Source organism: Nonomuraea fuscirosea (genome assembly GCF_003001935.1).
GTDB classification, from domain to species: Bacteria; Actinomycetota; Actinomycetes; order Streptosporangiales; family Streptosporangiaceae; genus Nonomuraea; species Nonomuraea fuscirosea.
Map to the genome: position 1 here is coordinate 128,102 of NZ_PVNG01000016.1, position 21,941 is coordinate 150,042.

Below are 21,941 nucleotides of genomic sequence, written 5' to 3' on the forward strand. Positions count from 1 at the left end.
AGAAAGTGAGCACCATGTCCGTGCATCCCGCCGTCCCCCGCCCCGAGTACCCGCGCCCCCAGTTCGTCCGCGCCGCCTGGCAGTGCCTCAACGGGACCTGGCAGTTCGAGCGGGACCCCGGTGACTCGGGCCTGGAACGGGGGCTGCTCGACCGGGACCTGACCGGCGAGATCGTCGTGCCGTTCTGCCCGGAGTCCGAGCTGTCCGGCGTCGGCGACCCGGACTTCCACGCCGCCGTGTGGTACCGCCGCACCGTCCGGGTGCCGCAGGACTGGGCGGGGCAGCGGGTCCTGCTGCACTTCCAGGCGGTGGACCACGACGCCACGGTGTGGGTGGACGGCGTCGAGGCCGGCCGGCACCGGGGCGGCTTCACCCCGTTCTCCTGCGACCTGGCCGCCGCGGCCGACCCGGCGCACACGTACACCGTGGTCGTCCGCGCCCGCGACCCGCGCGGCGGTCCCCAGGCGCGGGGCAAGCAGGCCACCAGCTACGAGGGCCGCGGCGCGCACTACGGCCGCACCACCGGCATCTGGCAGACCGTGTGGTGCGAGCCGGTGCCCGCCGTGCGCCTCGGCCGGCCGCGGATCACGCCCAGCGTCGCCGCGTCCGCGTTCCGGATCACCGTGCCGGTGACGGTCGCGGCGCCGGCCGGCCGCGCGGGACACCAGGTGCGGGTGACGGTGTCGGACCAGAACGGCGAGGTCGCGACCGCGCGGGCGCGCGCCGACGTCGACCTCGCCCCCGAGCTTTGGCTGCCGCTGCCGGCCGATCGGGTCCGCCTGTGGTCCCCCGAGGACCCCCACCTGTACGACCTGCGCGTCGACCTGCTCGACGGTGACGGCGCCGTCGCCGACACCGCGGACAGCTACGCCGGGCTGCGCTCGGTCAGCATCGACGGGAAGGCGGTGCTGCTCAACGGCCAGGTGCGCTTCCAGCGGCTCGTGCTCGACCAGGGCTTCTACCCCGACGGCCTGATGACCGCGCCCACGGACGAGGCCCTGCGCCACGACATCGACCTCGCCGTGGCCGCCGGCTTCAACGGCGCCAGGCTGCACCAGAAGGTGTTCGAGGAGCGGTACCTGTACCACGCCGACCGGGCCGGCTTCCTGGTCTGGGGCGAGTTCGGCGACTGGGGCGCCAACATGCAGGGCCCCGCGGGCGACAACCAGCAGCCGACCGCGTCGTTCGTCACCCAGTGGGTGGAGGCGGTCGAGCGCGACTACTCCCACCCGTCCATCGTCGGCTGGTGCCCGCTCAACGAGACCTGGCAGCGGATGCACGACCGGATCACCGTGCTCGACGACGTCACCTGGGGCATGTACCTGGCCACGAAGGCGGCCGACCAGACCCGTCCCGTGGTCGACGCCTCCGGCTACGCGCACCGGGTGCCCGGCGCCGACGTCTACGACTCCCACTGCTACGAGCAGGATCCCGAGCGGTTCGGCAAGCTGATGAAGGGCCTGGCGGACGGCACCCCGTACGTCAACGCCGACCCCGACGGGACCGCCTGGTCGGTGCCGTACGCGGGGCAGCCGTACTTCTGCAGCGAGTTCGGCGGCATCTGGTGGAACCCGGAGGCGCGCCCCGACGAGAGCTCCTGGGGATACGGCGAACGCCCCACCAGCGAGGAGGAGCTCCAGGAGCGCTTCGCCGGGCTGGTCGCGGTCCTGCTGGACGACCCGGGGATGTTCGGCTACTGCTACACGCAGCTGACCGACGTCTTCCAGGAGCAGAACGGCGTCTACCGGTTCGACCGGTCGAGCAAGCTGGACGTCTCCCGCATCCGCGCGGCCCAGCTGCGCCCGGCCGCGATCGAGCAGGACGAGCGGTGAGCCGTACGCCCTTACGGCGGCGCCTGGCGCTCGCCGTCGCGTTGATCAGCGCCGGGACGCTGCTGGCGGCGACCACGCCCGCGGTCGCCGCCGCCCCGCGACCGGCGACCGCCCCCGCCGTCCCAGAGGCGACGACCGAGGTCAGCGGCCGGGTGGTGGACGCCCGCACCGGCGCGTCGGTCGAAGGGGCGAGCGTGCACGCCTCGCGGACCACCGCCTTCGCCACGACCGGGCGGGACGGCGCCTTCGTCCTGACCGACGTGCCCGGGAGCGCCGCCCTGGTGATCGCCGCCAAGGAGGGGTACGCCTTCGCGTCCGCTCCCGCCGGCCGGGCGGTCACCCTGAAGCTGGCCCGTGACACCGATCCGGCCCGCTCGGAGTACCCGCGCCCCGACGCCGACCGGCGGCCGTTCACCGGCGGCGACTGGCTGTCGCTGAACGGCACCTGGTCGTTCGACTTCGATCCCGGCGACGTGGGGGAGCGGGAGCGGTGGTTCGATCCCCGCCACGCGTTCGGCAAGGCCGTCCGGGTGCCGTTCGGCTACCAGTCGCTCGCCGCGTGGGGCGAGGAGGAGCTGGCGACCAAGGAGATCTTCCGCAGCGCCTTCTCCCGCTATCGCGGCACGGTCTGGTACCGGCGCACCTTCACCGTTCCGAAGAACTTCTCCGGCTCGGAGGTGCGGCTGCGCATCGGCGCGGCGGACTGGGGCGCGGCGGTCTGGCTGGACGGCGAGCCCGTGCTGCCGTACTCCGGCGACGGCTACACCGAGATCAGCGCCGGGCTCGGCGCTCTCGCGCCGGGCTCGTCGCACACGGTGACGATCCGGGTGGTGGCGCCGCCGACGACGGCGGACTCCCCGTACCCGATGGGCAAGCAGACGGGGGAGCCCAACGGGGCGGACACCGGCTGGTTCAGCGACGTCGGCGGCATCTGGCAGTCGGTGTGGATCGAGCCCTACGCCGGCGCGCGGCTCACGCGGACCCGGGTGACACCCGAGCTGACGTTCGAAGGGGACGCGCGCACCCCGTCTGCGGCGAGCGCGCGGATCGACGTCGCCGGCACAGGCGCGGGCACAGGCGCGGGCACAGTCGGCGTCACCGTGAAGGACCCGCGCGGCAAGGTCGTCGGCACCGCCGAGGTGCGGCTCAGCGACGGCGAGGGCACGGCCACGATCCCGATCGAGCGTCCACGCCTGTGGGAGCCGGACGATCCGGCCCTCTACACCGCCGACATCCGGCTGGGCGCCGGCGAGGGAGTCCGCGCCACGTTCGGGCTGCGCAAGATCGAACGCGCGTGGGCGCCCGGACACACCGGCGAATACCAGTACGTCCACCTCAACAACCGGCCGATCTACCTGCGGGGCGTCCTCGACCAGGGCTACAACCCGTGGGGCCTCTACACCTACACCGGAGTCACCGCCGGACCCGACCTGCGTACCGGGACCGAGGCCGACCCGGGCCGCGGCTCCATCCTGCTCGACCTGAAGAACGCCAAGAGGCTCGGCTTCAACGTGATCAGGAACCACCTCAAGGTCAACGAGCCCGCCTACTACCACTGGGCGGACCGGCTCGGGCTGATGATCTGGTACGACCTGCCCAACGCGGGCTGGCACTCCCTGGGCCCGGAGGCTGAGCGGCTGTTCGAGGGGCTGCTGCGCAACACGTTCGCGCGTGACCACAACCACCCGTCGATCGTGATCTGGACGATGTTCAACGAGTCGTGGGGCATCAACGAGGAGCCGTGGCAGCAGCCGATCCCGCCGCGGGCGTTCCCGTACGTGCGCAGGATGGTCCAGGTCGCGCGCGACCTCGACCCGTCACGGCTGATCGTCGACAACTCCGCCTGCTGCCAGAACGGCCACCTCGACACCGACCTGAACGACTTCCACTACTACCTGTCCACCTACGACGAGTGGAAGAAGCTGCTCGACGGGTTCGCCGCCCAGGTCCGGCCCGGCTCCAGCTGGAACTTCGACGACGGCGCCCAGAGCGGGCAGCCGTGGCTCAACTCCGAGTTCGCCGTCAAGTCCGGTCAGTTCCCGCACACGGCGAGCCTCTTCCGCGCCTATCCCAAGCTCAACGGCTACGTCGGCGTCCAGCTGGCCGAGACCGAGCAGGAGGTGCAGAGCCCGGTCACCTTCGACCGGCAGCCGAACGAGCCGGAGTTCGTCGACCATCGCGGCCGGCGCCGGGGCATCGAGATGTTCCAGGGCGACGACGCGATCTCGCTGATGGGCAGGTCGGCACGGACCGTCGACCGCGGCGGTGAGATCGAGGTCCCGGTCAAGATCAGCCACTTCAGCGACACCGACCTGTCCCGGGCAACACTCCGGTGGAAGATCGGCGGATACGACGCCCAGGGCCGCTGGATCGCCGCCGCCGGCGGCGGTTCCCGGCCGGTCGCCCCCGCCCGCTACACCGTCACCGACGCCGGCGTCGTGACGGCCACCGTGCCCGGCGAACTGCTGACCGGGTACGTGTGGATCTGGCTCGACGCCGATGGCCGGACGGCCGCCGAGAACACCCTCACCTTCGACACCCCGGCCCCCGGCGGCGGCTTCTCTCCCGGCGCCGTGAGCGCCCAGGAGTGGACCGGCGGGGCGCAGGCCCAGACCACCGGCGGCGCGGACTGGGTCACCGGCCACGGCCGCGGCTACTTCGAGTACGAGGTCGAGGTGCCCAAGACCGCCGCCCGATCGGGGGCGACCCTGATCGCGGAGGTCGCCTCCGCCCAGTCCCGCGGCTGGTACGACCCCAACAACGTGACCACCGCCCGCCGCAACCCCACCCGCCTCACCGTGTCCGTCGACGGCAGCCCGCTGCCGGCGATCGAGCTGCCCGACGATCCCCACGGCCCGACGGCGCTGGCCGGCCGATCACGCGGCTCGCTCACGGGCGACTTCGGCAACCGCTACGGGTACCGCGTGGCCGTCCCGATCCCGGCGCGGCGGCTCGGCGACGCCCGTACCGTCACCTTGCGGTTCGCCTCCGACGGGGGCGGCCTGTCGATCTTCGGCGTCCGCTCGGGCCGGCACGGCACACCGCCCACGCTGGCCGGCGGGCGGATCACCGTGCCCGACGAGCGGCCACGGTTCCGCGCCGTCGACTCCCGGCTGTCGGTGTACCAGGCGTCGGCCGCGATCTCTCCCGAGACCGGCGCCGGCACGGTGATCGTCTCGGTCGTCAACGACACCGCCAGAACGGCGAGGAAGGTCAAGGTGGCACTGGCGGCGCCCGGGGGCTGGACCGCGACCGCGGCCGAGCCGGACGTGATCGGGTCGCTGAAGCCAGGGGAGGCCCGGCACGTCGCGTTCGCCGTACGGGCCGGGTCGGGCGTGCGCACCGGCCAGACCGCGGACTTCACCGCCACGGCGAGCTGGAGCGGCCACGCCGTCCAGGTGATCAGCACGTCCACGGTGACCTTCGCCCCCGACGCCTACGCCGAGGCCGGGGTGGACGACACCTTCGACACCGACTCCAGCGCCGCGTACCAGGTGTTCCAGCCGTCGGCGGCCGAGGCGCTGCCCCGGCTCACCTTCGGCGGCGGGAGCCTGCGGGCGGAGGGGCCGGGCGCCTACTACGGCATCGTCGCCCACGAGTCCGGGCCGCCGAGCCCCCGCGCGGCGGTGATCGTCGATCACGGCCAGTGGGCCGGCACGGGGAAGGGGCAGGACGCCCTGTTCAACGGGCTGATCAAGGACGAGCGCAACTACGTCCTGGCCTGGACCGGGATCAAGGGTCAGCACGGCATCGACATCAGGATCGACGGCAGGCTCACCAACGCCTGCTGCTCCTCCGCGCCGCTCGAACCCGGTGATCGGTGGGCGTTCGTCCTGGACGGCAACGCGATCGGCATCTGGGTCGACCGCGGACTGGGCTGGGCCCGGATCATGTCGAGCACGACCCAGGACCGGATCGACTTCACCGAGCCGGGCGCGCTGGACGGCTGGCACTACGCCGCCGGCCTGCGCGGCAATGCCGGAACCCAGGCGATCACCCGATTGGAGGGCCGCCACGACCCCGGCTGATAATGGCGGGTGCCCTTCACCCTGAGCCATGTCGTCGCGATCCTGCCGGCGCGGCGGTGGTTACCGCCGTCCGCGCTGGCCGTCGGGGCCGTGGTGCCCGACGTGCCGTACTACCTGCCGCTGCCGTTCTCCTCGGCGAGCACGCACGCCTGGTGGGGGGCGCCGCTGCTGGGCCTGCCCGCGGGCGTGCTGCTGCTGGTGCTGTTCCACCAGGTGCTGCGGGCGCCGCTGACCGGGCTGGCTCCGGCGGGGCTGCGCGCCCGGCTGCCGGAGGCCGTCCGGCCGGCGCCGGTGGCGGTGGTGGCCGGGTTGCTCGCCGGGATGGCCACGCATCTGCTCTGGGACGCCTTCACGCAGGTCGGCGGCCCGGCGGTGATGCACTGGGAGGCGCTGCGGCAGCCGGTCGCGGGCGCGCACCGGGTGTTCAACGTGCTGATGTACGTCAGCTCCGCGGGCGGCCTGCTGATCCTGGCCGGCTGGCTCGTACGGTGGTACCGGCGGACGCCTGCCCGCCCCGTGCCGCCGCCGGACCTGGCGGGCCACAGCCACGGCGAGGTGCCGCCGGATTTCGCGGGGCGCGGCGCCGTGTCGCCGGGCCTCGCGGGGCGGGTGCGCGGCTTGGTGCTGGCGGCGGCCACGCTGGCCACGGCCGCCGGCGCCGCCGTGGGGCTGGCCTCGGACCGTGCCGCGGTCAGCGACTACGACCTCGTCCGCAGCACGATCCTGGGCGGCGCCGACGGGGCCGCGGCGGCCCTCGCCTGCTACGTGCTCGCCTGGCACGCCTGGACGGCGTTCAGCCGCCGGCCGTCGCGGTGGCGCGGCGAGCAGGAAGGACGTCGGCGAACGGGCTCAGCCGGCCCCAACCGGCCAGCTCCCTGACCAGCCACGGCGGCGCGGCCACCGTGATGCCCCCGGCCCGCTGCGCCGCCGCCAGGCTGACGGTCCCCGAGTACCAGCGCACCAGCCAGGCGGTGTCCACGGTGACGATGCCGTCGTCGTCGAACCCGGGAGGCTGGGCGCACACCTCGTTCCCGCTCCTGGTCAGCAGCAGCCAGTAACGGTCCGGCCGGGACCCGTCGGTGAGGTCGAACCGGACCACGATCCGCCGCCGCGGCAGCGTCGCCGGATCGATCAGCCGCGACAACATCCACAGGGCCAGGTACGGGTCCAGATACTCCGGCGGGACCTCCCGCCACCGCGCGCCCCACACTCCGAGCGCCGTGCACACCTCGATCAGCTCCATCCCGCAGTCGGTCAGGTGGTACTCGACCGCCCGGCCGCGCCGCTCACGCTGGACCACGCCGTCGCGCTCCAGCCGCCGCAGCCGCTGCACCAGCACGCTGCGCGACAGCCCCGGCGCCCCTTCAAGGATCTCGCCGAAGCGGTGGCATCCGACGAACACGTTCCGCAAGATGATCGGCGTCCACCGCTCGGCGAACACCTCGGCGCCCAGCGCGATGGGGCAGTACTGGCCGTATCCCCGCATGCGCCCACCATGGCCGCGCCGGGCCGCGAGGGGAAGTGCGAATTCCGTACCGGCCCGGCTGCGGTTCGGATTCAGGTCGCCGCCGGTCCGGAGATCGGCCTGTCCGCCCGCCCGGCCCCGTAACAGGCTGAACGGCGACCACGGAAGTCGTGCCCGGCTCGCCTGGCGGGGCTAGGGCCGCGTCTTCCCGCCATGCGACGCCACGCTCAGGCGCAGGCGTCCTCCGAAAAGGGGAAATATCGTGAAATCTGCTCTCGTACCGGCCCGGTTCGCCTGGCTGGTCGCACTGCTCACGCTGGCGGCGACGGGCCTCCTGCCCGCCTCCCCGGCCGCGGCGGCGATCCCTGGACTGCAGCGCGTGGTGACCACCAGCCCCCTCAACTCCGTCGGTAATCCCAAGGTCGCGTCCGCGGCCTGCCCGGCCGGCAAGAACGTGATCGGCACCGGCGGGTACGTCACCGGCGGCAACGGCCAGGTCGTGCTCACCGAGATCCTCCCGGACACGCAGTTGACCAAGGTCAGAGCCGTCGCGTACGAGGACGCCACGGGCTACGCCGGCAACTGGTCCGTCACGGCCGTCGCGGTGTGCGCGAACCCGCCGTCCGGCCTGCAGCGGGTCGCGACGCAGAGCGCCACGAACTCGGACGACAAGGACCTGACCGCCAGTTGCCCGAACGGGAAGCGGACCCTCGGCCTCGGCGCCCGGCTCAACGGCTTCGAAGGCCGGGTCTTCCTCAACGCGCTGCAGCCGTTCGCCCAGGTCAGCGGCCACCTGTACGCGTCCGAGGACAAGGCCGGCCTGAGCGGGAACTGGTCCGCCACGCTCGTCCTGATGTGCGCCGACCCGGTTCCCGGCTTGACCTCGATCACGAACTGGAGCGTCGGCGACTCGTCCTCGCCCAAGTCCGTGGCCGTGGCCTGCCCCGCCGGCACGGTGGCGATCAGCGCGGGCGGGATGATCTCCGCCGGCATCGGCGACTACGGTCAGCACCACGTCCTGATCGACCGCCTCGACGTGTCCGCCGCCCTCGACCACGGCACGGCCGGCGCGGCGGAGGCCGAGGGCGGCGTGGCGTACTCCTGGCACGCGGTCACCATTCCGCTGTGCGCCGAGGCCTAAGTCCCGGGCTGGAGATAGCTCCATCGGAAGCCGTAACTGCTGGATGAACCTCCATGGCCAGGTGGAGGCCGGGATGGTTGTCTGGGGGTCATGAGATCCATGACCACCGAAGGACGCACGGTCGTGCCCGCCCGCGAAGGCCGCGCCGTGCGGGTCGCCGCCGGGCAGCGCCTCAGCGTCGTCGACCTGGAGGGCGGCCAGGTCGGCGACGTCTTCGCCTTCGTCCCCGTACCAGAGGGGACCGGCGCGGCCGCGGCGCCGCCCGAGCACCTGAGCGCCGCGCACACCCGCGCTGTCACGAACCGGCTCTTTCCCGAGGCAGGGCAGCGGTTCGTCACCGACCGCCGCCGCCCCGTCCTCACCCTGGTCTCCGACACGTCTCCGGGCTTTCACGACATGCTGATCCCGGCCTGCGACCCGGCCCGCTACGCCGCTCTCGGAGCGGCGGGCGGGCACGCGTCCTGCGCGGACAACCTGCGGCGGGCCCTGGCCGGCACGGGGCTGTCCGTCCCGTTCACGCCGCAGCCCGTGAACGTGTTCATGCGCATCCCCGTGGAGCACGACGGGCGGCTGCGCTGGCTGCCGTCCGCGAGCCGCCCGGGAGACGCGATCACCTTCCAGGCGGTCACGGACTGCGTGGTCGTGGTGTCCGCCTGCCCGCAGGACCTCGTGGAGATCAACGACGGCGGGCCGACCGCGCTGGCCGTCGACCTGCGGTCCTGACCTCCGGCATCCATCCTCAGAAGGAGCGAGCTTCCATGAACGACATCCGCACCGGCTCCCATCCGGCCCTGCGCCCTGAGCGGATCGGCCGGCTCACGCTGGCCAACCGCCTCGCCGTCGCACCCATGACCCGGGTCTCGGCGGCTCCCGACGGCACGCCGACGCCCGAGATGGCCGACTACTACGCCGCGTACGCCGAGGGCGGCTTCGGCCTGCTGATCAGCGAGGGCACCTACACCGACACCGTCTACAGCCAGGGTTACCTCAACCAGCCCGGCATCGTCTCCGGCGAGCACGCCGAAGCCTGGCGGCAGATCACCGAGCGGGTGCACGCCGCCGGATCGCGGTTCATCATGCAGCTGATGCACGCCGGCGCGCTGTCCCAGGGCAACCGCTACCGCGACGACACGGCCGGCCCGTCGGCCGTGCTCCCGCGCGGCGAGAAGATGCCCGAGTACGGTGGCAACGGAACCTGGCCTGCGCCCAAGGCGATGACCCCGGCCGACATCGAGACGGCGGTGGACGGCTTCGTGCGGTCGGCGGTGCGCGCCAGGCAGGCGGGGTTCGACGGCGTCGAGGTGCACGGCGCCAACGGCTACCTGGTGGACCAGTTCCTCACCGACTACACCAACCTGCGCGACGACTCCTACGGAGGCCCGGTCGCCGGCCGGGTCCGCCTCGCCGCGGAGGTCGTGGCCGCGATCCGGGCCGAGCTGGGCGCGGACTTCTGCGTCGGCATCCGGCTCTCGCAGACCAAGGTGAACGACTTCACGCACCGCTGGCCGGGCGGCAGCCACGACGCTAAGATCATCTTCGCCGCGCTGGCCGAGGCCGGCGCGAGCTACCTGCACATCGCCAGCGAGGGCCGCGACTGGATCGAGACCGCCCGCCTGGACGGCGGCGCCACCATCACCGGCCTGGCCCGCCAGGTGACCGGCCTGCCCGTCATCGCCAACGGCGGCATGCACGACCTCACCAGGGCGGCCCAGGTGCTCTCCGACGGCCACGCCGACCTGGTGTCCGTGGGACGGGGCGCGCTGGCCAACCCCGACCTGCCGCGCCGCCTGGGCGAGGGGCGGGCGCCGGCCGAGTTCGACCATATGATGCTGCAGCCCATGGCCACCCTGGGCAACGCCCGCCTGTGGCGGCAGGCGGCGAGGATCTGAGCGGAGAGGCAGGCGGTCGGTGTGACCACCCACTGGCATCAGGACGCCGCGGCGGTCGTGACGCTCACGTTCGACGTGGACGCCGAGACCCCGGTCCTCGCCCAGGGACGCCGCTACGCCGGGCACGCGAGCACGATGTCGCACCAGGCATACGGTCCCGACGTCGGCCTGCCCCGCATCCTGGGCATCCTGGACGACCTGGGCGTCCCCGCCACGTTCTTCGTGCCCGGCTGGGTGGCCGAGCACCGGCCAGGACTGGCCGCCTCCATCGCCGAGCGCGGGCACGAGGTGGCGCACCACTCCTACAGCCACCGGCCGGCCACCTCGATGACCCCGGCCGAGGAACGCGCCGACTTCGAGCGCGCGCTGGCGGTCTTCGCCGATCAGGGCATCGAGATCGCCGGGCACCGCGCGGCCATGTGGGAGGCGTCGTGGCGGACCACGGACCTGGTCGCCGAGCACGGCCTGCGCTACGACTCCTCGCTGATGGGCGACGACCGTCCCTACCGGATCGCGGCGATTCCTGGCGACATCGTCGAGTTGCCCGTCCACTGGTCGCTCGACGACTGGGAGCAGTACGCCTTCCTGCCGGAGCCGCACGTCGGCTCGGTCATCGAGTCGCCGGCGAAGGTGCTGGAGCTGTGGCGGGCCGAGCTGGACGGGATGCGGCGATACCGGTGCCTGTTCAACCTGTGCGCCCACCCCTTCCTGTCGGGGCGTCCCGGCCGGGCCGAGGCGTTGCGCCGGTTCATCGAGTACGCGCTCGCCTGCGGGGACGTGCGCTTCGCCCGGTGCCGGGAGGTGGCCGAGGCGGCGGCGGTGGATCAGGACCTGCCCACCCGCCGGCCCCGCCCGCCGGACGCCGGCCCGGACGTCTACCCCGGCTGACGGCCGGCCTGGGCGTCTACCCCGGCTGACGGCCCGCAGTCCCATCGGTCTCCCGGCTGACGGCCGCGTCCCGGGAAAGTGCCTGACGGCCGCTCACTCCATGGCGTCGATAGCGAGTGCGAGGAACAGGTCCACCCGGTCCTCGGTGCGGTTGACGTCCCTGCCGGTCAGCTCGGCCGCCTTGGCCAGCCGGTTGCGCAGCGTGTTGACGTGGATGTGCAGGGCGGCGGCGGTCGTCGCCCACTGCGCGTCGTGGTCGAGGAAGGCGCGTACCGTCCGTTCGAGATCGCCGCCGCGCCGGGCGTCGTGACGGCGCAGGGACGCCAGCAGATCGTGCGAGAAGGCCCGCAGCGTGTCCTGGTCGACCAGCCCGAGCAGCAGCCGGTGCGTGCCGAGCTCGGCGAAGCCGCGCACGGCCGGCCCGCCGGGGGCGCGGCGCAGCACCCGGCACGCCTCCCTCGACCGCATCAACGGACGGCGCAGCCCGGCCGAGTGCGGCGCCAGGCCGCCCAGCCCGGCGACGGCGCGCCGGCCGGGAAACCGCTGGTCCACGGCCTTGACCAGCCGCTCGGCCAGCAGGGACAGCTCCGGCTCCGGCCGGTTCCAGGCCAGCACCGTGACGACGTCCTGGGTGCCGCCCGCGACCACCGCCGGCACCCCCTCGCCGCCCAGGAAGTCGCCGATGACCTGCGCGAGCCCGTGCGGCGTGCCCGCCTCCGCGCCGGCCAGGGCGACCGCGCAGACCGTCAGCGGCCCCGCCGGGTTCACCCCGAACGCCCGCAGCCGCTCGGCCACCTCCGTCGTGCGCCCGCCGGACAGCACCATCTCCAGCAGCTCGCCGGCGAACCGCATCTCGATGGCCTGGACGGCCTGCTGCTTGGCCACCTCCAGGCTGAGGAACCTGGCCGCCTGCTCCAGCGCCTCGTGCTCGGCCGGGGTCAGGCCGAACAGCGGGCGCAGGCAGACGAGCGCCGCGTCGATGTCGCCCACCGCGCCCACGGGATACAGCGCCGCGAGGCCGGTGCCCAGGTCGAGCTCCAGCGCCGGCGGACGCCGCGACAGCCCCGCGGCCACGATGCGCAGCTGCTCCTCGTCGAGCCGCGCGCCGGTCGTCGCGAGCAGCCGGCCCATCCGGTCGACCACCGCCAGCGGCAGATCGTGGTCCTTCGTCAGCACCCGCAGCACGCCGGACGCGCCCGCCCCGCGCGAGATCGCCGTGGCCAGCGCGTCGCCGCGGCGCACCATGCCGATGAGGCCGCGCTGGCGCTGGTCGGTGTAGATCGCGGCGGCCGTGTGCGAGATCGCGGTGAACGGCACCGCCTGGGAGATCTCCAGCAGCGGCAGCCCCGCCTCCGCGCACGCCCGGATCAGCTCCTCCGGCGTGCGCGGCATCTCGGCCCGTAGCCCGAACACGATCCCGGCCGCCCTGGCGCGCTTGACGTTCGCCACGAACTCGGCCGCCGGCACCTGCCCCAGCCAGAGCCCGTTGGTGAGCACCAGCTCCTTCTCCTGGAGGTACGCCGAGGGGTCGGGCAGCTCGGTGTTGTGCACCCACACCACCGGCGCCTCCAGCGCGCCCGCCGGTCCAGGCACGAGCACGGTGAGTTCGAGCGCCGCGTCACTCACCAGGGCTTCGAGGGTGAACATGGTGTGAATATAGACACCTCACGGCCCGATGGCTAGAGATTTCTCCACTCTGTACGGCGGCCAAGCGAAGGTTTACCCGGCGGCGCCGCCGTTCAACGGACCTCGACCTCGACGTGATAGCGGCCGTCGCCGTCGCGGTGCGCGCCGTGGATGTCGGTGGCGAGGTCGGGGAAGCAACGGTCGAACTCCTCCAGCGCCCGCAGGTACGTGATCAGCGGCCCGTCCGCGGGCCCGGCCGCCTCGCCCGGCATCAGCATGGGGATGCCCGGCGGCGTGACGACCACGATGGCGGCGCTCACGCTGCCGGCCAGGCGGTCGAGCGGCACCCGCTCGGTGCGCGAGCGGATCAGCGCCTGGTAGCTGTCGGCCGGGGTGCGCACCTGCTCGGGCAGGTCGGTGAAGATCTCGTTGACCAGCTCGCCGAGCCCCAGCGCGCGCAGCCGCTCGTGGACCTCGGTGCAGAACCGGCGCAGCGTCGCGGCCGGCGGGCCGAAGCCCGGCAGCACCTCGGCCAGCGGCAGATCGTCGTCGTAGGCGCGCTTGAAGTCGGTGAGCGCGTCGATCAGCGTGCCCCACTTGCCCTTGGTGATGCCCATGGAGAAGAGCACCAGCAGCGTGTGGTCGCCGGTCTTCTCCACCACGATGCCGCGCCGCCGCAGATAGGCGGCGACGATCCGGGCGGGGATGCCCCAGCCGAGCGTGCCCGCCACCGCGTCGGCCCCCGGGCAGACAATGGTCACCTTCACCGGGTCGAGCAGGCAGTAGCCGTCGCTCAGCCCCTGGAAGCCGTGCCAGGCGGCGCCGGGCTCCAGCACCCAGCACGCCGGATCCGCGGCCAGCCTGACCGGGTCGGCCTCGGCGAAGGGGACCGTTCGGCCGGTGCCGGGCTCGGTGACGTGCGGAGGCTGCCAGACGCCGAAGTACCAGTCGGGCCGCCGGCCGTCCTCCCTGATGCGGCCGGCCAGCCGCACCATGGCCTGGCGGAAGCGCACCGCCTCGGTGACGGCCTCGCCCACCAGGTACGGCCCCGACGGCCCGTCCATCATGCCCGCCGCCACGTCCAGGGAGGCGATCATCGGGTAGAGCGGCGAGGTGGAGCAGTGCATGAGGTACGTCGCGTTGAGCCGCTCGTAGTCCACCGGCGCCCGCTCGGCCGGCCTGACGTGCAGCATCGCCGACTGCGACAGCGCCGCCAGCAGCTTGTGCGTGGACTGGGTGGCGAACACCGTGGGCCGGCGCGGCCCCGGCAGCGTCTCCTCGGTCACGGCCATGCCGTAGCGGCGGGCGTACAAGGGGTGGAAACGGGCGTAGGCGAACCACGCCTCGTCGAAGTGCACGCGGGGGACGCTCTCGCCGAGCAGCTCCGCGACCCGTACGGCGTCGTAGCAGAGCCCGTCGTACGTCGAGTTGGTGATCACGGCGTAGACCGGATCGGTCTCGGCGAGGGGATGGTCGGCCAGGCGGGCGCGCAGCGCGGCCGGGTCGAGCGCCGCGGGCGGGATGGGACCGGCCAGGCCCAGGCCGTTGCGCTCCGGCACCAGGTAGAGCGGGCGGGCGCCGCTGATGGTCAGCGCGTGCTGCAGCGACTTGTGGCAGTTGCGGTCGACCAGGGCGGTCTCGTCGCGGGCGACGGCGTGGTGGCCGACGACGCGGTTGGCGGTGGCGTTGCCGTTCATCACGAAGAAGGTGCGCTCGGCGCCGAACACGCGGGCCGCGTTGCGCTCGGCCTCGCCGACCGGGCCCGTGTGCTCCAGCGGCGAGCCGAGCTCGGGGACGGAGATGGACAGGTCGGTGCGCAGCAGGCGCTCGCCGTAGAAGTCGAAGAACGCCCGCCCGACGGGGGACTTCAGGAACGCGACCCCGCCCGCGTGCGCCGGGGTGTGCCAGGAGTACTGGTGGTGGTCCTGGAGGTCGCGCAGCGCGCGGAAGAACGGCGGCAGGATGCGGTCGGCGTACTCCTCGGTGGCGTGCACGATGCGTCCGGCGATGAAGTCGGGCGTGTCCTCCAGCGGGAAGACGAAGCCCTGGATGACCTCGTACACCCACAGGGGGAGCTCCTGCTCGGCGGTCATGAGGAAGACCGGCAGGCCGCGGAAGCGCCGCAGGACCGCGTCCAGGCTCTGCTCGGCGCCCGGCGCGTCCCAGTCGGCCAGCATCCCGGCGAGCGAGGCGTCCGAGCCGATCACCGCCAGCGCGTCCTGGACCCGGTAGGTCCAGCGCAGTTGCACGCCGAGCCGGCCCATCGCCGCGCCGACGCGGCGGACCTGCTCGGCGAGCGCCGTGTCGGCGTCGGGACGCTCCGCGATCGCGGCGAGAACCGTTCGTTCCATACGAGCTCCATGGGCGGGGGGACGGCGAGGGGACCGGAGACGGGGGACGGCGCGCGCGCCTCAGGACGGCGGGCCCGCGCCGCGTTCGGAGATCCGGCCGCTCGTCGGATCGGTCATCTGGTCGGCGATCCGGCCGGCCGTCGGATCGGTGATCTGGCCGCCCGTCGAGCCGGTCGTCGAGCTGCTCGTCCGGGCCACCAGGCGGTCGGCGCGGGGCCAGCGCACGTCGTGGGCCCAGCCCGCCCGCTCGAACCAGCGGATCAGCCGCGCGCTCGGGTCGAGCTGGCCCTTGAGCACGCCGTGGCGGGCGCAGGCCGGCTCCACGTGGTGCCAGTTGTGCCAGCCCTCGCCCAGCGTCAGCAGCGCCACCCAGCGCACGTTGGACGAGCGGTCCCTGGTACGGAACGGCCGGTCGCCGAAGGTGTGCGCGATCGAGTTCACCGACCAGGTGACGTGGTGCACCACGGCGTACCGCACCAGCCCGCCCCACAGCAGCCCGCTCCACGCGCCCGCCCACGACATCGACCACAACCCGCCCGCGGCGGCGGGAAGCGCGAACGACAGCAGCACCACGAGCGGATAGGCGGCGTCGAACCGCCGCACGTCGGGATCGGCCAGCAGGTCGGGCACCCAGTGCGCGCGGCTGGAGCGGCGGCGGGCGGTGTAGAACCAGCCGATGTGCGCGTGCAGCATGCCGCGCAGCAGGGCCAGGCCGCTGTCGCCGTAGCGCCACGGCGAGTGCGGGTCGCCCTCGCGGTCGGCGTACTTGTGGTGGCGGCGGTGCTCGGCCGCCCACAACGACACCGAGCCCTCCACGGCCAGGCCGCCGGCCAGCATGAGCGCCAGCCGCAGCGGCCGGTTCGCCTTGAAGGCGCGGTGGGTGAAGAGCCGGTGGTAGCCGATGGCGATCCCGAAGATGCTCACCAGGTACATGACGACCGCGATGACCAGGTCACGCGGGCCGACGCCCCAGCCCCAGGCGGCCGGGACCGCGAGCACCGGCAGCAGCACGGGCAGGACGATCAGGACGACCAGATAGGCCGCGCGGCGGCCGGCGGTGACCGTCACCGTCTCCGCCCTGCTCGCTCCGGTGGGGTCCGGCTGCGGCATGGGTGACGTCACGTTACCCCCACGGGTGCGACAAGAGGATGAGGTCCCCATTGAAGGGCCAGCCCCCTGGAGCGCGGCAATGTCCCCGCAGTGACGGATCAGTTACTCTCGGGAAGCAAAACAATGCGCGCCGTAGCCATGAAGGAAAGCCGGGCCCCCTCCATAGATTGTGATTGCACAGTGTGATCATGCCCGTTCGTTCCGATATCGGTGGAGGTCTGCGCCATGGGTGCTGTCGAACAGACGACCGCGGGCGGCTACCTGGAGGCGTACGAGCAGGCTCTCGCCCGTGCCCCGATGTCGGCGTTCGGGCTGGTCAGGGAGTGGATGCGGACCGACTGGCGCAACCTGTTCGCCGAGCTGCGCGAACGTCGGCCCGTCTTCGTCACCCCCGCCTTCACCGTCGTGACCCGCTTCGCCGACGTCACCGAGGTGCTCTCGCACGAGGAGGTCTTCTCGGTCCGCGCCTTCGGCCCGCGCCTCGACGCCGCCCTCGGCGCGCCGTTCATGCTGGGCCGGGACGCCACCCCGATGAACTGGCGGGAGAAGGGCCTGATGCAGGCCATCCTCGACCCGGGCGACGCGGCCCGGGTCCGCGACCTGACCGGCCGCCTCGCCGACGACCTCCTCGACGCGGCCCTCTCAGGTGGGGCTTCGGACGGGAGCGTGGAGGCGGTCGGTGCGCTGTTCCGGCCCGTCGCTCTCGCCGTGTGCGCGCGTTACTTCGGCGTGCCAGGACCCGACCAGGCCACCCTGTCGCGCTGGACGCGGGCCGTCGTCGCCGACGGCTTCGCCAACTTCGTCGGCGACCCGGCGATGCGGGCCGCGTCCGAGCAGGCGGGCGCCGAACTGGTCGGCCACCTGCGCGACCTCCTGGCCCGGCACCGGGCCGACCTGGCGGCGGGACGAGACCTGCCCGACGACGTCTTCACCCGCCTGGTCCGTTCGTCCCTGCCCGCCGGCACCGGCCTGACCGACGAACGCATCGTGACCAACATGGCGGGCATGCCGCTGGGCTTCGTGGAGAGCGCGCCAGGGGCCATGGCGGAGGCGGTCGAACAGCTCCTGCTGCGCCCCGACGTGCGCGCGGAGGCCGTGGCCGCCGCCCCCGACCCCGACCGGTTCGACCCGTACGTCTGGGAGGCGCTGCGGTTCAGCCCGTTCTTCAAGCTGATCCCCCGGCTGTGCGAGCGCGATCACGTCCTGGCCGCCGGCACTCCGCGCAGCACGCTCATCCCGGCCGGCACCTTCGTGCTCGCGGCGCCGGCCTCGGCGATGTTCGACGCGGACGTGGTGCCCCAGCCCGAGGAGTTCCGCCTCGACCGTCCCCGCCACCACCGGCTGTTCTTCGGCTCGGGTCACCACGCCTGCCTCGGCGTGCACGTGGCCGGCCCCGTGATCGCCGAGACCGTCCGCCGCCTGCTGCTGCGCCCCGGCGTACACCTGCTGCCGCCACCGCGAGGCCGCGTCGAACGGTCACTCGGCATCTTCCCCGACGCGTTCGTCCTCGGAACCGGCGCGAAGGGGCAGGAGGGCCGATGACGAGGAAGGAACCGACGACGGCGGAAGGATCGACGACACCGGGAGGGCCCGTGACGGCGGGAGGATCGGTGGCGGCAGGAGGACCGATGGCGGCGGGACGCCCGGCGAGCGCGCGCGGCATCGCCACCGACGGCCTGGCGAACCGGCTCAGGTTCCTGGCCCTGACCAACGGCCGGCCGTTCTGGGACCTGGTGCAGAAGTGCCCGCCGGTACGCCGCCGGGTCAACGCCACGCTGATCGACCACGCGGTCCGCGAGATGCCGCCGCGCCCCGAGCCGCTGAGCACGATGGCCGACTACACCTCGTGGGCCTCACTCACCGACCGCACCTACAGCGGCAGGCACCTGCCGCCGGTGCACGCCGACGAGAATCGCCGGCCCGCTCCCGAGGTCGCGGCCGGCCTGTTCGCCCGCGGCGAGTCCATGGTCCCGTGCCGGCGCTCCACGGTGCTGTTCGCGTACTTCGCCCAATGGTTCACCGACGGCTTCCTGCGCAGCGACGCGAACGTCCCGCGCGACCCGCGCAAGAACAGCTCCAACCACCACATCGACCTCAACCAGGTGTACGGCCTCGACGCGGCGGCCACCACCGCGCTGCGCACGCTCGAAGGCGGGCAGCTCAAGAGCCGGCTCATCAACGGCGGCGAGTTCCCGCCCTACCTGTGCGAACACGGCAAGATCAAACCGGAGTTCGCCCCGCTGAGCGTCATCGACTTCGACGAACTCACCGACGCGCGACGCGACACCCTGTTCGCCACCGGCAGCGACCGGGGCAACATCCAGATCGGCTTCACCATGCTCACGGTGCTGTTCCTGCGCGAGCACAACCGGGTGGCCCGGCTGCTGGCCCGGCGTCATCCGCGCTGGGACGACGAACGGCTCTTCCAGACGGCCCGCAACGTCCTCATCGTGCTGCTGATCAAACTGGTCGTCGAGGAGTACATCAACCACATCACCCCCTACCACTTCCGCTTCACCCTGGACCCCCGGCTGTCGGCGGCGCTGGCCCGCGCGCCGTGGCACCGCGAGAACTGGGCGTCGGTCGAGTTCAACCTCGTCTACCGCTGGCACAGCCTGATCCCGTCCCGGCTGTCGGTGGGCGGGCGCGACCTGCCGCTGGCCGAGACCCTGCTCGCCGGGCCGCTGATCCCGGAGGCCGGCCTGGCCCGCCTCTTCGAGGACGCCTCCGGCCAGCGGGCCGGCCGCATCGGCCTGTTCAACACCGACCCCGTCCTGCACCCGATCGAGACGGCCAGCATCGCCGAGTCCCGGGCGCTCGGGCTGGCGCCGTACAACAGCTACCGCGAGCACTGCCGCTTTCCGGCGGTGCGTCGCTTCGAGCACATCAACGGTGATCCGCGGGTCAGTGGTGCGTTGCGCGAGCTTTATCGCGACGTGGACGACATCGACCTGTACGTCGGGCTGTTCGCCGAAGAACCCGGATGCCCCGACGCCATCCTGCCCCCGCTGCTCACCAAGATCATCGCGATCGACGCCTTCTCCCAGGCCCTCACCAACCCGCTCCTGGCCCCGCGCGTCTTCAACGCCGCCACCTTCTCCCCGTACGGCGCCCGCGTCATCACCGCCACCCGCACCCTCGCCGACGTCGTACGCCGCAACACCCCCGAGGACCCGACTCCCCGCTTCGTCAGCATGTCCCGCCGGACCCGCCCATGAGCAGCGGCGCCGATCCGGCGGACGCGGTCGCCGACGAAGACGACGACCCTGCGGATGCGACCGTGAGCACCGGTGCTGTTCCGCCGGATGCGGCCGTGAACGGCGGCGATGTTCCCACCGGCGGTCCCACCGGCGCCGCCGCGAACGACGGTGAGGACCCGGCGGGGTCGCTGCGCGCTGCCGCCCGCGAGCTGGTGGACATCGCGATCCTGATCCAGGACGCGGCGGCGCACACCACGGCCGCCCTCACCGACACCGCGCTGCTCCGTGCCCTGCCCCACGCCTCCGCCACGGGCCGCCCCGCCTACCGCGCGCTGCTGCGAGCCGCGACGAACCGGCATGGCCTCGGCTACGCGCTCACCGGCACCCACACACCCACCGGGCCCACCCCAGCGACTCTGACCACCGCAGCGACTACCCCCGTGGCGTTGACCGGTTCGACGAGCTCGGCCGTCTTCGGTGTGCTGGCCACGTTGGCCGGGAAGGTCGGGGCGATGCTGGGGGGTGAGAGTCTGGCTGTTCGGGTGCTGGCTACGTCGTTGCGGTTGCGGGTGGCGGCCGTGGCTGTCGATCATCCTGAGCTGAGCGAGGATCCTCTGGTGGTCAGGCTCATCGAGGCCGCCGCCGCGGACCGGGATCTGGAGGCCGTTCGGGCGCTGCGTGCCCTGCTCAAGGACCGGGGCGCGGTGCGGGCGCTCAGCCTGCTCGCCCCCGTCTTCGGCGAGGTGCTCGCGTTGCGTGCGCTGCTGGACGAGAATCCGCTCAACGACGCCACCGCCTGGCTGATCGCCACCGGGAGGGGTTTCGCCACCGCCGACCCATTCACGGGCATGAGCAACAGGGCCGTCGCGCTCCTCGACCTCGGTGAAGGAGGCGCCCGCCGGGTCGAGCCGACCCCGGCCGAGTCGGCCCGGCTGAGCACACGAGGGTCGTTGCTGGGCGTCCTGGGCAACATCGGCACGATCGGCACCACCGGACGGGCCCTCATCCAGAGCGTCGAAGGCCCCGACGGAGTGATCCGCCACATCCTCCAGGCGCCGGGCATGCGGGTGGGACACCCCGACGGACGTTCGCCACAGGACCTGCTCGGCGCGTTCAGCAGCGCCGTCCTCGACAGCAGCCCCTACAGCCGCGCCCTCGCCCAGGCCGTGGCCGACTACGGGCTGCCTCCGGACGCCGAACTCGCGCTCGTCGGTCACAGCGCGGGCGGGGCGGCGATCATGAACCTGGCGCAGGACCCCGGCTTCTGCGCCCGCCACCGCGTCACCCACGCCATCGCCGTCGGCGCTCCCGTCGACTTCAAACGGCCCGCCGACCCGCGAACGTGGGTGGCCAGCGTCACCAACCAGCACGACCTCATCCCCACCCTCGACGGACAGGGCGCCGGCTCGTGCTTCGACCTGCACCCCGGCTGGTACGTCGTCGACTACACCGACTCCACCCACCTGTTCCCGCTCTGCCACGGCATCGAGCACTACCTGGCCAACCTCGCCGACGACCTGCCCGAGGCCCGCGCGCACATCGACGAACGGCTGAAGCCCTTCCACGGGCCGGTCGTGCGCTCGCAGGCGTACCTGCTGTTCGACCGGCCGCCGGACCCGGAGGAGTTCCCCTTCCTGACCGTGCCCACACGCCCGGTCGAGACCGCCGGCGCGACGGCCGACCTGCCGATCCGGTGCCGGGACGGCTCCGCCCTCACCGCCTACTTCGCCGCGCGCCCGGGTGTGGCGGCCCGGTTGCTGAAGGGCAGCGGGCTCGCCCCCTTGCTGGTGGCGGGCCGGGCCCTGGTCGGCGTGCACGCGGCGTGGAACCGGCGCAGCAGTGCGGGCGGCCACCGCGAGTTGCAGATCGGCATCGTCGTCTCCGGCCCAGGCCGCCGATCCGCGTGGTCGGGCCGGCGTGGCTTGTTCCGCCGGGCGGAGTTGCGCCGGTCGGGCGACTTCCTGCTCGGCTCCGCGGTCGACACCCCGATGGCGCGTGAGCTCGGCCCGCGGTTGTGGGGCGGTGAGACGTACCTGACGGCCCTGGACGTGCGGGTCGGCGTCCGGCGCGGGGCCGGGCCGGGGGTCCGGTCGGCGCTGGTCGTCGCCGACGGGATTTTCACGATGGAGGGTCGGCTGGGTCCCGGGCTGCCCATGAGCGATCCCGGCTCGGTGGGTTACGCCGGTGATGCCGGTGCTCTGCTGCGGTCGTCCGTACGGGCGCGGGGGTCAGCCCGGTTGCACCCCGCGCCACCGATGCGGCTGAGCGTCGAGCCCCGGTCGCCCCATCCGCTGGCTCGGCGGCTGCGCGAACTGGGAGTCGACGGCGCTCGCCCGCTGCTGTGCCTGTCGGCGGCCACCCGTCAATCGATCCGGGACGCCGCCGTTCCCGTACCGCCCGCCTGAGAGGAC

General features: G+C 73.1%; 14 protein-coding genes. 10 read left to right on the forward strand and 4 right to left on the reverse strand.

The window, feature by feature from the left end; translation table 11 throughout:
- Positions 1–14: 14 nt before the first annotated feature.
- The 3 genes from B0I32_RS33515 to B0I32_RS33525 are packed head-to-tail and all read left to right on the forward strand — an operon-like array spanning position 15 to position 6,739.
- Entirely contained in the window at positions 15–1,832 is a 1,818-nt protein-coding gene (locus B0I32_RS33515; RefSeq protein WP_106246627.1) for a glycoside hydrolase family 2 protein, read from the forward strand.
- Positions 1,829–5,860, forward strand: a complete 4,032-nt coding sequence (locus tag B0I32_RS33520) for a glycoside hydrolase family 2 TIM barrel-domain containing protein (RefSeq protein ID WP_106246629.1) — start codon at positions 1,829–1,831, stop codon at positions 5,858–5,860. The genes B0I32_RS33515 and B0I32_RS33520 overlap by 4 nt, the downstream gene beginning before the upstream one ends.
- Before the next feature lie 9 nt (positions 5,861–5,869).
- Positions 5,870–6,739, forward strand: coding sequence for a DUF4184 family protein (locus B0I32_RS33525; RefSeq protein WP_106246631.1), 870 nt, complete (start codon positions 5,870–5,872; stop codon positions 6,737–6,739).
- Here B0I32_RS33525 and B0I32_RS33530 read toward each other — a convergent pair.
- Complete coding sequence (locus B0I32_RS33530; protein WP_106246638.1) at positions 6,654–7,346, reverse strand: winged helix-turn-helix transcriptional regulator; 693 nt, start codon at positions 7,344–7,346, stop codon at positions 6,654–6,656. The genes B0I32_RS33525 and B0I32_RS33530 overlap by 86 nt on opposite strands.
- 241 nt (positions 7,347–7,587) lie before the next feature.
- On the opposite strand from B0I32_RS33530, the gene B0I32_RS33535 reads away from it, so the two are divergent.
- The 4 genes from B0I32_RS33535 (at position 7,588) to B0I32_RS33550 (ending at position 11,243) form a co-directional block, all read left to right on the forward strand.
- The gene (locus B0I32_RS33535) at positions 7,588–8,466 is read left to right on the forward strand and encodes a hypothetical protein (RefSeq protein ID WP_106246640.1); all 879 of its coding nucleotides are present in this window, start codon (positions 7,588–7,590) and stop codon (positions 8,464–8,466) included.
- 99 nt (positions 8,467–8,565) lie between these two features.
- Complete coding sequence (locus B0I32_RS33540) at positions 8,566–9,189, forward strand: DUF1989 domain-containing protein (RefSeq protein ID WP_245956189.1); 624 nt, start codon at positions 8,566–8,568, stop codon at positions 9,187–9,189.
- A gap of 35 nt (positions 9,190–9,224) precedes the next feature.
- A complete protein-coding gene (locus B0I32_RS33545) occupies positions 9,225–10,355 on the forward strand; it encodes an oxidoreductase (RefSeq protein ID WP_106246644.1) in 1,131 nt (376 codons plus the stop codon).
- A gap of 21 nt (positions 10,356–10,376) precedes the next feature.
- Complete coding sequence (locus tag B0I32_RS33550) at positions 10,377–11,243, forward strand: polysaccharide deacetylase family protein (RefSeq protein WP_106246646.1); 867 nt, start codon at positions 10,377–10,379, stop codon at positions 11,241–11,243.
- A 93-nt stretch (positions 11,244–11,336) separates the two neighbouring features.
- Here B0I32_RS33550 and B0I32_RS33555 read toward each other — a convergent pair whose 3' ends face one another.
- From B0I32_RS33555 to B0I32_RS33565, 3 genes are all read right to left on the reverse strand, one after another.
- The gene (locus tag B0I32_RS33555) at positions 11,337–12,890 is read right to left on the reverse strand and encodes a PucR family transcriptional regulator (RefSeq protein WP_106246648.1); all 1,554 of its coding nucleotides are present in this window, start codon (positions 12,888–12,890) and stop codon (positions 11,337–11,339) included.
- Positions 12,891–12,982: 92 nt separating this feature from the next.
- Positions 12,983–15,220: an Orn/Lys/Arg family decarboxylase gene (locus tag B0I32_RS33560; protein WP_106246650.1), complete on the reverse strand. Its 2,238-nt coding sequence runs from the start codon at positions 15,218–15,220 to the stop codon at positions 12,983–12,985.
- Positions 15,221–15,280: 60 nt separating this feature from the next.
- A complete protein-coding gene (locus B0I32_RS33565; protein WP_245956190.1) occupies positions 15,281–16,330 on the reverse strand; it encodes an acyl-CoA desaturase in 1,050 nt (349 codons plus the stop codon).
- A gap of 225 nt (positions 16,331–16,555) precedes the next feature.
- On the opposite strand from B0I32_RS33565, the gene B0I32_RS33570 reads away from it, so the two are divergent.
- The 3 genes from B0I32_RS33570 (at position 16,556) to B0I32_RS33580 (ending at position 21,935) form a co-directional block, all read left to right on the forward strand.
- Entirely contained in the window at positions 16,556–17,872 is a 1,317-nt protein-coding gene (locus B0I32_RS33570) for a cytochrome P450 (protein ID WP_106246652.1), read from the forward strand.
- An 86-nt stretch (positions 17,873–17,958) separates the two neighbouring features.
- Positions 17,959–19,548, forward strand: coding sequence for a peroxidase family protein (locus B0I32_RS33575; protein ID WP_106246653.1), 1,590 nt, complete (start codon positions 17,959–17,961; stop codon positions 19,546–19,548).
- On the forward strand, positions 19,545–21,935 hold the full coding sequence (locus tag B0I32_RS33580; protein WP_245956191.1) for an alpha/beta hydrolase family protein: 2,391 nt from the start codon (positions 19,545–19,547) through the stop codon (positions 21,933–21,935). Before B0I32_RS33575 ends, B0I32_RS33580 begins: the two co-directional genes overlap by 4 nt.
- The last annotated feature ends 6 nt before the right edge of the window (positions 21,936–21,941 follow it).

Bases quoted from the DNA above. Each gene is read 5' to 3' on its own strand.
- B0I32_RS33545 (WP_106246644.1), top strand. From the start codon at position 9,225: ATGAACGACATCCGCACCGGCTCCCATCCGGCCCTGCGCCCTGAGCGG.
- B0I32_RS33580 (WP_245956191.1), top strand. From the start codon at position 19,545: ATGAGCAGCGGCGCCGATCCGGCGGACGCGGTCGCCGACGAAGACGAC.
- B0I32_RS33575 (WP_106246653.1), top strand. From the start codon at position 17,959: ATGGCGGCGGGACGCCCGGCGAGCGCGCGCGGCATCGCCACCGACGGC.
- B0I32_RS33570 (WP_106246652.1), top strand. From the start codon at position 16,556: ATGGGTGCTGTCGAACAGACGACCGCGGGCGGCTACCTGGAGGCGTAC.
- B0I32_RS33560 (WP_106246650.1), bottom strand. From the start codon at position 15,220: ATGGAACGAACGGTTCTCGCCGCGATCGCGGAGCGTCCCGACGCCGAC.
- B0I32_RS33555 (WP_106246648.1), bottom strand. From the start codon at position 12,890: ATGTTCACCCTCGAAGCCCTGGTGAGTGACGCGGCGCTCGAACTCACC.
- B0I32_RS33565 (WP_245956190.1), bottom strand. From the start codon at position 16,330: ATGCCGCAGCCGGACCCCACCGGAGCGAGCAGGGCGGAGACGGTGACG.
- B0I32_RS33540 (WP_245956189.1), top strand. From the start codon at position 8,566: ATGACCACCGAAGGACGCACGGTCGTGCCCGCCCGCGAAGGCCGCGCC.
- B0I32_RS33515 (WP_106246627.1), top strand. From the start codon at position 15: ATGTCCGTGCATCCCGCCGTCCCCCGCCCCGAGTACCCGCGCCCCCAG.
- B0I32_RS33530 (WP_106246638.1), bottom strand. From the start codon at position 7,346: ATGCGGGGATACGGCCAGTACTGCCCCATCGCGCTGGGCGCCGAGGTG.